We start from the raw sequence: 13,201 nt of genomic DNA on the forward strand, positions 1-13,201 counted from the left end.
GCCGGGCTCGTTCCCTTCGCCCGGCTGCTTCACGATCCGGCCTCCGAACGGGGCTTCCTCGACGCCCACCTGCTGGCCCGCCGTTCGTAGGTCCTGCCCGGCGCTACCCGCCAGACGGTCGGCGCACCTCCGGACTGCCAACTCGGCGGACACTCGCTGACACGACGGGAATTGTCAGACAGGCCTTAGGGCCTGTGTGACCTCGTGATCCGCGTAGCTCACGAAACCGCACCGACGCGCAGCACAGTCTGCGTCGAAGTCCCCCGGGCTGAGACGGCGTTGGAAGCGCACTCAGGGCTTTCCACGATGACGGGCAAAGCCCATGATGGCGACATGGCTGCGAGCGATGACCTGCTCTGGGACGCGGACGACAAGAGCTTGCAGACGGTTCCGCGGATCCGCCGCATCGGCGTCACGGCCGGCTGCCTCGGCTTCCTCGGCCTGCTGCTGTGGACGGACTCGGACGCCACATGGGTCCTCTACACAGATGCCGCCTACCTGCTGGGGGAGAGCGCGTACTGGGCGTGGGACCGACGGCGACTGGTCGAGGCGCGCATCGTCCCGGGCGAAACCGACGGCACCACCAGACTCCGCCTCCGCCGCGTCAACGGACAGATCACCGAACACGACTCCCAGCACGTAGCCCGCGTCCTCCTCATCCACGACAACGTCCACGACCTGGCAAAACTCCGCCTGAGGCTGCACGGTCGGCAGCTCCTCTTCGGACGCCCGGGCCGTCCCCCGGACCTCACCCCATGGCGCCTCGCCTGCCCGCAAGCCCAGGTCAGCGACAGAGTCGCCCAATGGGGCATGCCAGGAATCCCCGACTAGGGCCTGCGTAATGTCGTGATCAGGTGGTTGCCTTCAGCCCTGCGATCAGAAGTACGAGGTCGACCGGTTGTGGCATGCGGCATCACGGGAGCCCACAAGTCCCACTCACGGTCGGTGAGTTCAGGACGCGCACCCGGATCCTGATCCGGTAGAGACAGTCCTTAGTACGGGCACGTCTGCTACGGAGCCAGACTGGCCCGGACGACACGGAGTGCGCCCGCTGGGTCCGCAGCGCGAGTGACTGTCCGGCCGATGACGACATGCGAGGCCCCAGCAGTGATCGCCGCGTGCGGTGTTCCGGGGCGCGCATGCTCAGCCGGCGATTCTCCGGACAGCGTGACTCCCGGAGTGATGATCAAGGCATCGGGGCCGAGGGAGCTACGCAAGACCGCGACGTCCTGCGGCGAGGCGATCACACCGTGGCAGCCGGCCTTCTGCGCCAACCGGGCCAGCCGGAGCACCTGCTCGTCCACCGCATCGACGACACCGATGTCGGCGAGATCTGCGTCGGTCATGCTGGTGACCACGGTCAAAGCAAGGATGCGCATGCCGGGGAAGTCGCGGGCGGCCTCGACCGCCGCGGACATGATGCCGATGCCACCCATGCCGTGCACGGTGACCATGGACACGCCCAGCTCCCCCGCGGCGCGCACCGCGCCGGCAACCGAATTCGGGATCTCGAAGAGCTTGAGGTCCAGGAAGACCTCCTTGCCCTGGGCCACGAGACCCTTGATGACGTCCGGCCCCGCTGCGGTGAGCAGCTCCAAGCCGACCTTGTAGACACGGCACTCGTCACCCAGCTGCTCAATAAGGGCATCTGCGGCTGCACGGCTGTCGCAATCCAAGGCGACGATGATCTGGCTGGTCGGATCCACGACGACATTGTGCCGTCGCCCCCAATATGGCCAGTCGCCGGGGCCGTCGACCCGACCCGGTGATCGTTTCCGGTTGCAGCGTCAGCCCTGCCGCACGTCGCCCATCCCGCCCGCAGAAATCGCACGCCGTCTCCAACGGGGCCCCTGCGGGCGGATCCCTGTCCTCGGCAGATGCAGGGCGGTAGCGTGCCCGGTAATGGACGAAGATCAGCGCAGCGCCGCGTGGGCCATCTACCGTGCCCTGCATCACCTGGCCTCCGGAGCGATCTTGGCCATGCCCCTGGACACGATGGTCACGCGGGACCGCATGGTCGCGGGCGACCTCGACCACGCCCTGAGCATCCTGAACCAGGTCGGCCCCACGGCCGCTGAGATCGCGCCCGAGCTTGTCGAGCGAGTCCGTCGGCAGTTGGCAGGCTGGGAAACGGCCGGCCCCGATCGGCTGCCCGAGTTGCTCAATGTCCTGGAGGATCTGTCCAAACTGACGGGTGTGTCTCTGCCGTTGCCGCTTCCGCCGGGCCTGAGCTGACGGTGAGCCTCGGCCCGGCGACGACCGTCTCCCGCATTCGGTCACGGCCGTGACCAACTGGGGAGAGGTCGTCGACGGGACTCACAAGCCGAACCTCGACTGCGCGGATTTCAGTCCAGTGTGAGGACCACGATCCCTTCGGTGAGTTGCATCGTGCCGCTGAGTACCTGTGACATCAGGTTCAGGAAGGCGGCGTCGCCCTTCGTGACCGGGTCCTGGGTGGTGACGGCGACGGTGTAGCCGATGCGTCCGACGATGGACGCGATGGTGCTGAACTCGTCCGTCTCGGCGAGCAACTTGTCGTCCGAGTCGGGGAGCTCTGCGAGTTCGATGAAGTGGTAGATCGTCGGGGCCAGGGCGGCCAGGGCCGTGGCGAGGTCGAAGTAGGCGGTGAGGCCGCGCCAGTCCTTGGCCTGCAGCGGGCCGAGGGGGTAGGTCACGTTCGGCGGGAAGGGCTGTGTGGAGAGCCGCGGCATCAACGCCCCGGCGAGTTTCACGGACATGCGCGTGATCATGATCAGGTCGGAGGTGGCGACCCAACGCGGATCCTTGATCGGCTGAACCGGCACGATCTGGTTGACCACGTAGCCGGCCACGCCCTGGCCCGCACCCCCGATGATCGCCACGACGCCGGACCAGGTCCCCAATTTGCTGCCCGGATCCCGCCATGCCTCGGCGCTGCTCAGGGGGCCGCCGATGAAGCTGGAAGCCGCTGAGACGAGATGCCCGCCGACGTACGCGGCCGGGTCCAGGCCCGGGATGGCCTTCGCCGTGGCGGTGTCCTGCTCTGCGGCGGACAGTTGGGGAGGTGCCACCCCGAACAGGGCGAGCAGCGAGGGGTAGTCGGGCGCGGCGATCAGTGCGGCGGTCTCCTGGTTGTCCGGGAATGGCGCACTGCCCTTGGCGAGCTTGTAGAGCAGGGTGGCCGGGATCGCGCCGACCCAGCAGACGAGGTCGAGGATCGAGAAGTCGGGCACGCCGAAGAAGTTGAGTACGTCCGAGACGACCGGGATGTGCAGCGGTGTGTCCAGCATGCTGAGCAGCAGATCGGCGACCGTGTCGATCACGTCGAACGCGGCGTCCAGGAGCTTGCGGCAGCTGTCGAGGACGGTTTCGCCGAAGATCGCGACGAGCTCGGTCAGGATGTCGGGCAGCGGCGTGCTGGCCACCCGCCCGCCGAGGTCGATCAGTTGCTCCACCGCCCGGTAGAGCGTGTCCCCTTCTTCGCTCAGGATGGTGGCGAGGAGGTCGCCGGGGTCGGGGGTGGTGCCCGAGGGGTCGGGTCCGGAGTTCGTGGTGTTGTCGGAGTTGTTCTGGTAGTGGTACGAGAGCATCGAGGCCGGTGCGCTCTGGTCGGGCGTGGACGCCGTGACCTGTGCCCCGGTGCTCGTCGACACTCCCGCCCACGAAGGGGGTCGGCCCGCCCAGGCGGCGAGGTCTGCTTCCGCGTCGTAGAAGCACTGGTCGAGCTGTGCGCGTACCGTCGGCAACTGGCCGACGGCGTAGGTGAGATACACCTTGGTCATGGTCGTGAGGACTTCTTTGGTGCGGGTGATGTCGCGCCACTCGAAGAGGAACTCCAGGTAGGCGAGGACCTTTTTGATGTCGTCGACGATCATCGAGAGCAGGTGGTACGCGCTCTCGGCGATGGACTCGACGCTGTCAAGGACGGCCTGGAACGTCTGTCCTGCGATACGGACGATCAGTTGCCAGGTAGCGCTCGCGGCGTCCTCGAGGACCTGGATCTCGTCGAGTGTCTCGTCGACGATCGCGTTGCCGACGGCGCGGAGGAGATCACCGATGTTGACGTCGAGCAGCCCGCCCGACGTGCCTCCAGGCCCTTTCCCCTTGCCCCCGGGCCCGTGTCCCTTACCGCCGGGGCGGCGATCCTTCCCTCGGGTTGGATGAGCCGTCTCCCGACGAGAACCGGGCGCGACTCCTGGGCGGCCGGGTACGGCCACGGACGTGGGGGTCGTCTGGGTTCCGTAGGCGTTGCCCAGTGACTGGTTGGCGGTGGCGACCGTCTGCAGATCCGTCCCGCTGGTTCCGGTGGCAACCAGCGGCTGGGTGCTGCCGTCCGGTGAGGTGATTTCCGCGCGGGACAGGGAGTCCGGTGTGGTCAGGGCGGCCGCTTTGCTGAAGGCCTTGTCCATCGGGTTGATGACGACCTTGCTGGTGCCGGCCGTCACGGTGATCTGCGAACCGGCCAGGGTGCCGACCGTTTCCATGATCGTGACGCTGCCGTCGTCGTCGGTCGTCACCAGCACCGGTGTCACCGGACCGGCCGAGTAGTGCAGATAGTTGATGTGCAGGGCGGTGGAGTTGCTGGCCAGGACACCGAGTTCGATGCCCGGGACCGGCTGGCCGTCCTCGTCCGTGACCCGGACACGGGTCGTGTACGTCATGACGTCCCGGGCGGGGGTGTTGGTCTCCGGTGGGTCCAGGGTGATGTCGAGGAGCGTCCACAGGCCGGTGGCCGGCGACTTGACCACCTTGGTCAGTTTGTTCGTGCCGGTGTGGCAGAAGAACGTGTTGGCGTCCATGGCCCGGTCGAGATACGGCGACACCTGCTCGGCGCCGGTGACGATGGGCAGCGGCACACTCCACGGCCCCGCGACCGGGTTGCCGCTCTCGCAGGTGGTGTAGAACACCTGGTCACTGGCGTTGAGTCCCCACACGATCACACCCTTGCCGGTGGTCGGGGCGGCGTAGAGGGACCGTACGCCGGCGAACATCGCGTTGGTGGAGAGCTTCACCGCGACGGAGTTGTCCGCCTGGCCTGCCGAGCCGTCCGCGTTCTTGGCCGGAAGGCAGTACAGCGACTGACCGGCGGTGAGATACAGATCGGACGTGTTGTCCGCGTTGCGGCTGACGGCGATGCAGTCGGGGACGAGGCCGCTGGGCAGAGTGAACCGGCTCGGCTTCGAGGCGCCGCCGTACGGGTTGTAGAGCGGCTGGTAGCTCAGCTGCGGGCGCCCGGAGACCTGCCCCGAGGTGTACAGGCCGTCCACCTGCTGTCCGACCTTGCGGCCCAGCGCGCTGGTGTAGCCCGTGGCCGACAGGTCCATGGCCAAGTCCCCGGGCTGCCAGGCGCGCCCGCCCGGCTTGGCCGTGTCGATGTAGTACCGGTACAGCAGGTCCTGCGTGTCGGCCGGGTCGCGGAGCACGTCGACGACGATGAACTCCTTGTCGGTGGCCTCACTGAGGAACACGTTGACGATCTTCAGATGCGGTATCGGGTGGTCGACGGCGTCGAACGGGTAGGCGGTCCAGGTGGGTTGGTCCTGCCACGAGGTGTCCGCGTCGGGGTTGTTCAGGCTCAGGTAGAGATGGTCGTCGGGGCCTGTGGTCGCGACCATGGCGAGGTGGATCATCGCGGTGGTGCCGTGCGGGCACTGGGCGGTGCCGAAGGTCGCGCAGCGTGCGCCCGAGTTCGCCGCGAAGTCCTGCGCGATCTGTGCGCTGCTGATGTCGCTGCGGGTCCAGCCGCTCTTGGTGCCCGGTGCCTCGCGGGTCAGGTACATCGCGTCGTCCGTACCGATCGAGAAGAGCAGCGATGCGCCGGACTGGGTCTGCAGCGCCTCGAACTTGGCTTCAGCGGCCAGGACCTCGCTTTGGAGGAAGTTCCTCATGAGTTCCGCCGAGTACGTGATCGTGCTTGCGCTGTTGCTCATGGCGCGGCTTCCCCTCCTGGCGTGACGTCTCCTTGCCGGACTCCTTGGGGCGTGGCTCCGCCTCCAGGCGTGGCTCGGCCGACTTGAGCGTGGTGGCGGCTGCGGTCTGGTAGATGACCTCGCCCAGCGCGTTGCTCTTCGGGTCGCGCCGGCAGACGACGAAGGTGCCGTCGTCCTTCATCAGCGCGGCGAACGAGCCGAGTTGGGGCAGTCCCGTGTTGATCGCCCAGTACGGGGTGGCCGGGTTGAGGGGGCTCGGGCCGTTGTAGAGGACGAAGTTCCCGTCGGGCTGCAGCGAGGCGTAGCACGGGATGCCGGTGAACGGCCCGACGATCTTGTCGGTCGCGTTGGCGAAGATCGACCAGTACGGCCGGCTCAGATCGGGTATGCCGTCGGTCGCGTGCAGCAGCACGAAGTTGCCGTCGTCCTGCAGATACGCGGCGAACTGGCCATTCGGTGAGGCCAGATAGCCGTCGTTGGCCAGCCACTGCCCGTCGTTGAGCCGGTCGACGCCGTTCCTGACCTGGCCGGGCAGCAGGGACATGTCCGGCGGGATCCCGTCCGGGTCGGCGTACACGATGTGCGTGACCAGGTCGCCGAGGTCCGCGAAGGCGACCGAGTCGTAGCTGAAGGTCTGCCCGCCGGGGAACACCAGGTACTGGAAGAACGTGAACGGCGCGATGTTGAGCACTGTCGCGACGGTGCCGCCGACCACGGCGGCGGTCGAGGAGTAGAGGCTGTTCGAGCCGCCGATCATGTCGCCCCACCAGTTGGCGATGCTCTGCGAGGCGTTGTTCACCGCGGGGGTGGGGGTGGCCATCACGGCGACGAGCTGACCGTCGTCGGTGACGTCGATGGTGCAGGTGTCGACGCGCTTGATGCTGATGGGGGAGCCGTTCGTCGTCGCTCCCATGCGGCTGACGGCCGCATCGAACCGCTGGTTCTGCTCGACGGTGATCGTGTTGCCGCGGACGCGGACGGTGGCGGTGTAGTACGTGTCCAAGGTGGCGGTTCCGTACCAGCTCGGGTCGCCCGCGTCCTGGTCGTGGCCGTGATACGTGAACTTGAGGATCTGCGTCTCGCCGGAGTTGCCCGTTCTGATCGCCCCGAGGTCGACGGTCGGCTGCCCGCCGGGTGTGACGCTCATGGTGATGTCCGCGTTGCCGGACCACCACTCGATGGAGACGCGGACGTAGGGCTGGTAGCAGTTGGCCATGACGTTGGCGATCATCTGCTGGCGGATCTTCTCCGCCAGCGACGCGCGGTTGATGGCGACGACGCCGTCGTACTCGCGCTTCTCGGTCGCGTCGACCCAGTTCCAGTTGAACGGGTATGGGGCGTTGAGCTTGTGGTCGTCGATGGCGCACAGGTAGTCGAGCGTCGTGATGTCCTGCTGCTCGGCCGTCGGATTCTGCACCGGCGCCCCGTCCGGCCCGACGACCGCGGAGACCTCCCTGCTCATGCTGGTGATCGGCAGCTCGGTCGGCGTCACCGCCTTCGGCTGCTGAATGATCGAGCAGTTGAGAACCGGGTCGCCGATCAATGCGCGCAGCTGGGCCACGTACACGTCGACGAAGTAGTTCTGCAGCATCCAGGCGAGGGGGGTGCCTGCCCATTCCTTGACGTCAGGGATGGCGACCAACGTGGCGGTGCTCAGGTCGAGGAACAGCTGTTGGATGCTGAACGCGCCCTGCACCGTGCTGAGTCGCTGCTTGACCGGCTCGGGCAGGGTGCCGTACTTGGCGGGCGGCACCGTGTCCAGGCGCAGGTCCGCCGCGCACTGGAAGATCCAGAGGCTGTCGCCCGGATACGACTGCGACAGGCTGGACCAACTGCGCACGGAGTTCGAGCCGGTGGCCGGGACGAACCCGACGACGTCCAGCTCGGTGCTGAGCAGGTTGAACCGCACATGGGTGGCGTCGTTGCCGAGCCCGACGATGTCCGGGGTGTCCTCGGGGGCGACCGGCGGCAGCCCGATCTGCAACCGGAACCCGTACAGGAATCCCGCCTTGCTGAGATTGATCAGGTCCTGGTTCTTGTCCGGGCTCTCCCCGTCCGGCACTGCGAACGGATCGGCGCCGGTCTGCTTCTTGAGCAGCTCGTAATCGATGGGCTGTGACGACGTGCCGTCACCGACGTAGCAACAGGTCACCACCGGTGCGGATTGTTCGGACAGGTACAGCTTCATCGTGGAGTTGATGCCGAGCTGCGTGGTGGCGACGACGATGTCGTAGCCGTATCTGGAGGTGTCCAGGATGGATTGGGACGCGCTCATTGCCGTGTGACTCCCTTCCCCTAGGGACGAACCACTCAGGCAAGGAGCACACGCACCATCGCGCGAGTACGGACAGTCGCTCGTTTCCCCCACCTGAACCCGGTCACAGCACATACGTGACGGGCAGTCACGGCGGATGCTAGGTGAGACAGGCCGTACCGGACAGGGAGAAAACCGACGCCATTGGACACTCTCTCCCGTGTAAGGCCGGGTGGTCTCATGGCGTAGACGGTCTGCTGCTCAGGAGCGTGGACGTAGCGCGTCCTGCGCTGTCGCCGGCGGAGTGGGGCGGCCGTGTCAGTCGCCCCCGCATCCGCCGCAACTGCTGCAGGAATCCACGTCGACGCTGTCGGCCCATGAACCTGAACCGGACTGGCTCCGACTGCGGGTGGGGGGCCGGTAGGGAGGCGGCGGTGGCTTCGGTCGCTCCTTGGCGCGGGCTATCGCCTGCCGTGTGTCTTCGGATAATGCCGCGCGTGCCCTGTCCGTCTTGTCCCTGCAGAACGCATCAAGCGCCTTCCAACGGCGCCGCTTCTCCGACGGCCACAGACAGGCAGGCCCCCACTGAACCGCCCAGGCCCCCATGCAGACGTACAGCCACACCGTTCTGTCGGCATCGGGAAAGAACGGCACGGGCGCTTCGGCCATACCGGCGTTGATGCCCATGCCGATGCTGGTCACTATCGTGGTGGCCAGCATCAGGGTCTGGCTTTTGCCCGATGCCGTCATACGCACCTTGGGCGATCTGACCTCGACGAGTTGCCGGAACCGGGTGAAGCGGGCCTGGTCCACGATCTCGTACAGCTTGGTTGTGGTGTTGGCCGGCGTCCTGTGGATCTCCTCGACCAGGGCGCGCAGGGCAGGGTCCGTCTGCTCCCTGCCGCGGCGGGTGGGACGTAACTCGCCGCCGTAGGACGTCTTCACCACGCCGTCGTCGACGAGCATGCAGACCGCGGTCTCCGCGGCTTCGGCCATGCCGCCGAGCAGGAACGAGGCCCGCACCGGGTGAAGTTGGCCGGCGATGAGACGCTGCACGGTCCGGCGCGCATCCCTGTCGCGGAACCGGCAGTACGCCCCGCGCAGCGCGTTGCACGCAGCGAAGATCAGCAGCCAGGAGGCCACGATCCCCTCGCTGTCGGTCAGCCACCAGTCCACCGTTCGCCCCCAGCCTTCGGCGGTGCCTTGGCCGTGCCCAGCGGCGGTCAACCGCGCTGATGTGCCCAGGGTAGCGACGAGGCCCCCTTACGGGCAGGGGTGTGCTTCGGCTTCCGAACCCTCCGCGTCGATCTTCAAGCAGAACGTCCCCTCAGGGCGCGTGGGCGTGGGCTGGCGCTGTGGGGCGAGCGGCGCATCTGCAGATGGGTGGAGAGCAGGGCGGAGAACTCACGGCACGGTTGCGTGTCGAGCTCGCGACGCAAGGTCTCCGCGTAGGCGTCGTGGCAGCGCCGCGCCTCTGTCCAGTTGTTCTCGCCCAGATGTGCCTGGACCAGGGCGAGTTGAGCGCTCTCGCGCAGTGGGTCGGCGCTCACCACGAGCAACGCGGCGTCGATGGCTTCGGCGTGATCTCCGCGCCGTGTCAGACTCCGGCTCTGCGTCTCCAGGGCGTGCAGCAGTCGCTGCCTGAACCGTTCGCGTTCGAGCAGCGCCCAGTCCTCGTACCAACCGGGCAGCAGATCCAGTGCGTCCGGGGTCGACGGCAGCGCGTGCAGGTCGTCGATCGACGCCTGCTCACCTGCTACTCGGGCGGCCCAGGCCACGACCAGATGCAGGTCCACCAGAACCCGCTCGTGGAGGGTCAGGGCGTACTTGTCGACGGCAAGGAGTTCAAGTCCTACCTTGTTCAGCCGCCACAAGGCCGAGCGGAGATTACCGGCCGCCCTGGAGTCGTCGCCGCATGGCCAGAGCGTTCCGGCCGCGTACGAGCGCTGCACGCGGCCGGGATGCAGGGCAACGAAGGCCAAGAGGCGTTTGCTGCCTTCCGGTATCTCGATCCGGCACCCGTCCAGCGAGACGAAGGGCCCTCCGAAAAGATGGAGGACCGGTTGGGCGCCGTGGCATTCGCGATGCAGCAGAACGCGGATGATTTCCGGGAACATCGAGGCCCCCTTCGCGCGGAATGAGAAGACCGGCCCCGCGAACTCAAGCACCCGGTCGTCACCCGGCTGTCACCGCCTCAAGCTACTCGTGGATGCTCCGTTCCGCGGCTGCGAATTCGGTCAGGAACTCGCGGACGGCGGCCACGGCCGCGTCGATCTCGGACACGGTGAGGGTGCGTCCAGTCGACGTCCGGCTGATGTCCGGAACGAGCAGGAGTGTGAGGTGCAGCCCGCTGCGCTGGGCTTCGGCGCGCACTTGGCAGACGCCGGTACGGATAGGGACGTTCCGCGTGCCCATCAGGGGGTCACTCTTGTCTCACCGCAGCCATGGCGATATTCCTTCCGCAGTTCACGCCATGCCCGATTGCCGGGCGCCGCCTTCCCTCGGGCGCAGCTTGAGCTCCACCGCGAGGGTCTCGGCCACCATGTGAGCGCGCAGCCATGCGCACCGCCTCGCGCGTGACTCCTCCTGGCATGTCAAGTACGCCTGGTCCCCGGCTAGTTGGGCGAGCAGCTCTCGCCCGCGAAGCGAACCCGTGAGCGCGCAGCACAGGCACTCCTGGTACTCGTTCACATCGGCGAAGCGGCCCCAGATCGCGTCCGCCGCGTAGGAGACCTGCTTGGCGCGGGCGTAGAGCTTCTTGGCGCTCTCGCGGGGTTCGGCCTTGCCGGCGGTGTCCAGTTCGGCCAGCAGCGCCTGCAGCGCGGCAGCGCGCTTGCGCACCGCTTCCGGCTCCATGACGAGCACGTCGTCGAAGCACTTCTCGACCCGCTCGACCCGCAGGCGCAGCCCTTCGCTCTGGTCCACGGTCCAGGTCTCGTCCTCGAACCTGCAATCGTCGTCGACGCAGCAGCCCTCCTGGTCGGGGCAGTCTTCGAGACAGTCGAGGACTTGCTGGAACGCGCGGTCGAGACAGTCGATCTCGTCCCGGTGGAGCCGGCATCGGATCTCGGCCAGCGCCTCCTCCACCTTGCTCCTGACTTCGGCGACGATCTCGGCGGCTTCGTCGCGTGCCGTGCCGTACTCACCGCGGGCGGTCTCGAACGCGGTACGCCGCTTACCGAGGGCTTCGGACACGGTGGCGAACGCGTCGGATTCCGCCTTCACCGCCCTGGCCCGGCATTGCAGGTCGTCGATGGCGCCGGTGTCGCACTCCATGGAGGGCGGGCACGGGTGCGTCGAGGGGTGCGTCTTGTCCGGCGCCGGATGGTGCTGCGTCGTACCGCTCTGCGTCGTACCGCGCTTTGCCGTACCGGACTGTGTCGGGTCGGTCTGTGTCGTACCGCTCTTCGGCGGCTCGCTCTGCGACGGATCGCTCCGAGTGGGCTGATGAGCGGTGCCGGTGGCCTTGTCCCGTTCCGGGTCGGAGGGCGGCGGCTCCTGTGCGTACCTGGATGCCGGCCACGGGCCGCCCCGCGGCTGTCGGCCGTAACGCGCCTCCTGGTCGCTTTCATGCGGCGTGGTCATCTTCTTGATCCCTCCCGGCAGCGACAACGGACGGTCCGCGGTACCGGGCCCAGGCTTGCCGGGCGTCGTCACGGTCGCGTCGCCGCGAAGGGACGGAGCGGACTACGTGACGGGCGGGTGACGTCCGCGGCGGGACAGTCCACGGCATGAGCAGCTTCCGAGTTCTTGCCGTCGCCAGCGAAGGGCTGCGCCGACTGTTGTGGAACTCGATCGGCGCGGACCCGGTCACCCGCCCTTTGGTGGGCACCGAGGACGCGATCGTGTTTCTCAACCCGACGGCCACGGCGCAGGATTCGGCGCGGCGGCTGTCGTTGTGGCTGTACCACGTGGGCGAGGACGAGCACGTGAAGAACACCCCGGCGGTGCGCCTGAACACCGGTGCCTTCCGGATGACGCCGCTCGCCTTGGACCTCTTTTACCTGCTCACCCCGTTCGCCTCCAGCGGGGAAGCCGACCATCTGCTGCTCGGCAAAGCGATGCAGACGTTCCATGACACGGGAACGGCACGGATCGTCGACGTCACGGCCGACGTCAACGAGGAGCTGCGCATCACCCTGTTCCGCCGTTCGCTCGACGAAATCTCCCAGGTCTGGCAGGCGCTGCGCGAACCGTACCGATTGAGCGTCTGTTACCAGGTGAAGGTCACGCACCTGGATTCCGAGCGCGTCGACGCGTCGGCTCCCGTGGTCGAGGTGACCGGCGCTTGGACACCGCAGACGGAACCGGTGGGTGCCCCGTGAGCGCCGCCCTGGCCGAGGTCCGCCGATACCGCCCCTTGGGCATCTTCGATGTCCGTGACCGTTACCTCGAGCAGCAGCGCGGTGATGGTCTGGCAGCGACGGTCAGGGGGCGGGTGCGGTTCGCGGTCGTCACCGTCGTCACGCCCGAGGGAGCGTCGCGTCCGGCGGGCTGGTCCCTTGTCACGCGGCCGACCCTGTCCGGGCTCGCGGTATTCCAGCGGGACATGGTCGAGGACCGGCCGCCCCGCGTGGTGCACCGGCTCAGCCCCACGGCGACCAGCGTCGAACTGCGGGTCTCCTGCTCCTGGTTCCAGACCCGGGACTTCACGTTCCGGCCGGGCACGGGGCAACGCCACCAGATCGATCTGGAGCCGGCGATCGACTATCCGTTCGCGGGCATCCCCGCCCGGGCCGGCACCGTGGGGCCGGCAATGCTGAGAGGGGCAGTCCGCGACGACACGGGCAGGGGAGTGGCCGGCGCCGTCGTCCAGGTCACGGAGGGCGGCTACCGCTACAGCACTGGCGAGGACGGTGCCTGGGTGGTCACGCTCATGGACGATCTTCCGTGGACGGCAGGCCGGCTCGCGGTCCGGGTCCGCGTCACTCCGCCGCCCGGCTATGGCCCGCCACCGGCCGGACCGAGCGTGGCCGTCACGGCGCTGCGTGGGGCCACGGTGTCCGTTCCCGATATCCGGCTCCGGCTGTCCTGAGGA

11 protein-coding genes and 1 pseudogene are annotated in these 13,201 nt (G+C 67.7%); 5 read left to right on the forward strand and 7 right to left on the reverse strand.

The features are described from left to right. Both G6045_RS09685 and G6045_RS09690 read left to right on the forward strand, forming a co-directional pair. Window positions 1–90, forward strand: a pseudogene (locus G6045_RS09685) (SAM-dependent methyltransferase); the annotation flags it as partial. A gap of 243 nt (window positions 91–333) precedes the next feature. Then, window positions 334–831, forward strand: a complete 498-nt coding sequence (locus G6045_RS09690) for a hypothetical protein (protein ID WP_165331451.1) — start codon at window positions 334–336, stop codon at window positions 829–831. A gap of 179 nt (window positions 832–1,010) precedes the next feature. Here the strand turns inward: G6045_RS09690 and pyrF are convergent, their stop codons facing one another. Continuing rightward, entirely contained in the window at window positions 1,011–1,706 is a 696-nt protein-coding gene (gene pyrF, locus G6045_RS09695; protein WP_165331452.1) for an orotidine-5'-phosphate decarboxylase, read from the reverse strand. Between the two features lie 196 nt (window positions 1,707–1,902). On the opposite strand from pyrF, the gene G6045_RS09700 reads away from it, so the two are divergent. Continuing rightward, window positions 1,903–2,235, forward strand: coding sequence for a beta/alpha barrel domain-containing protein (locus tag G6045_RS09700; RefSeq protein WP_165331453.1), 333 nt, complete (start codon window positions 1,903–1,905; stop codon window positions 2,233–2,235). A 110-nt stretch (window positions 2,236–2,345) separates the two neighbouring features. Here G6045_RS09700 and G6045_RS09705 read toward each other — a convergent pair whose 3' ends face one another. The 6 genes from G6045_RS09705 to G6045_RS09730 form a co-directional block, all read right to left on the reverse strand. After that, window positions 2,346–5,909, reverse strand: coding sequence for an Ig-like domain-containing protein (locus G6045_RS09705; protein ID WP_165331454.1), 3,564 nt, complete (start codon window positions 5,907–5,909; stop codon window positions 2,346–2,348). Then, a complete protein-coding gene (locus G6045_RS09710) occupies window positions 5,830–8,184 on the reverse strand; it encodes a hypothetical protein (protein WP_165331455.1) in 2,355 nt (784 codons plus the stop codon). Before G6045_RS09710 ends, G6045_RS09705 begins: the two co-directional genes overlap by 80 nt. A 297-nt stretch (window positions 8,185–8,481) precedes the next feature. Next, entirely contained in the window at window positions 8,482–9,339 is an 858-nt protein-coding gene (locus G6045_RS09715; RefSeq protein WP_165331456.1) for a hypothetical protein, read from the reverse strand. 134 nt (window positions 9,340–9,473) lie between these two features. After that, a complete protein-coding gene (locus tag G6045_RS09720) occupies window positions 9,474–10,331 on the reverse strand; it encodes an AfsR/SARP family transcriptional regulator (protein WP_165331457.1) in 858 nt (285 codons plus the stop codon). A gap of 31 nt (window positions 10,332–10,362) precedes the next feature. Continuing rightward, window positions 10,363–10,536 (reverse strand): hypothetical protein, encoded by a 174-nt coding sequence (locus G6045_RS09725; protein WP_165331458.1) that lies wholly within the window; start codon window positions 10,534–10,536, stop codon window positions 10,363–10,365. A gap of 93 nt (window positions 10,537–10,629) precedes the next feature. Next, complete coding sequence (locus tag G6045_RS09730) at window positions 10,630–11,748, reverse strand: proline-rich domain-containing protein (RefSeq protein ID WP_165331459.1); 1,119 nt, start codon at window positions 11,746–11,748, stop codon at window positions 10,630–10,632. Between the two features lie 146 nt (window positions 11,749–11,894). On the opposite strand from G6045_RS09730, the gene G6045_RS09735 reads away from it, so the two are divergent. After that, the gene (locus tag G6045_RS09735; protein WP_165331460.1) at window positions 11,895–12,488 is read left to right on the forward strand and encodes a DUF4255 domain-containing protein; all 594 of its coding nucleotides are present in this window, start codon (window positions 11,895–11,897) and stop codon (window positions 12,486–12,488) included. Beyond that, window positions 12,485–13,198 carry a peptidase associated/transthyretin-like domain-containing protein gene (locus G6045_RS09740; protein WP_165331461.1) on the forward strand — a complete coding sequence of 238 codons (714 nt, stop codon included), beginning with the start codon at window positions 12,485–12,487 and terminating at the stop codon, window positions 13,196–13,198. The genes G6045_RS09735 and G6045_RS09740 overlap by 4 nt, the downstream gene beginning before the upstream one ends. Window positions 13,199–13,201: the final 3 nt, after the last annotated feature.

The sequence above is a fragment of the Streptomyces mesophilus genome (genome assembly GCF_011044995.1).
In the GTDB taxonomy this organism is placed as follows: Bacteria; Actinomycetota; Actinomycetes; order Streptomycetales; family Streptomycetaceae; genus Streptomyces; species Streptomyces mesophilus.

Bases quoted from the DNA above. Each gene is read 5' to 3' on its own strand.
- G6045_RS09700 (WP_165331453.1), top strand. From the start codon at position 1,903: ATGGACGAAGATCAGCGCAGCGCCGCGTGGGCCATCTACCGTGCCCTG.
- G6045_RS09710 (WP_165331455.1), bottom strand. From the start codon at position 8,184: ATGAGCGCGTCCCAATCCATCCTGGACACCTCCAGATACGGCTACGAC.
- G6045_RS09735 (WP_165331460.1), top strand. From the start codon at position 11,895: ATGAGCAGCTTCCGAGTTCTTGCCGTCGCCAGCGAAGGGCTGCGCCGA.
- G6045_RS09705 (WP_165331454.1), bottom strand. From the start codon at position 5,909: ATGAGCAACAGCGCAAGCACGATCACGTACTCGGCGGAACTCATGAGG.
- G6045_RS09690 (WP_165331451.1), top strand. From the start codon at position 334: ATGGCTGCGAGCGATGACCTGCTCTGGGACGCGGACGACAAGAGCTTG.
- G6045_RS09730 (WP_165331459.1), bottom strand. From the start codon at position 11,748: ATGACCACGCCGCATGAAAGCGACCAGGAGGCGCGTTACGGCCGACAG.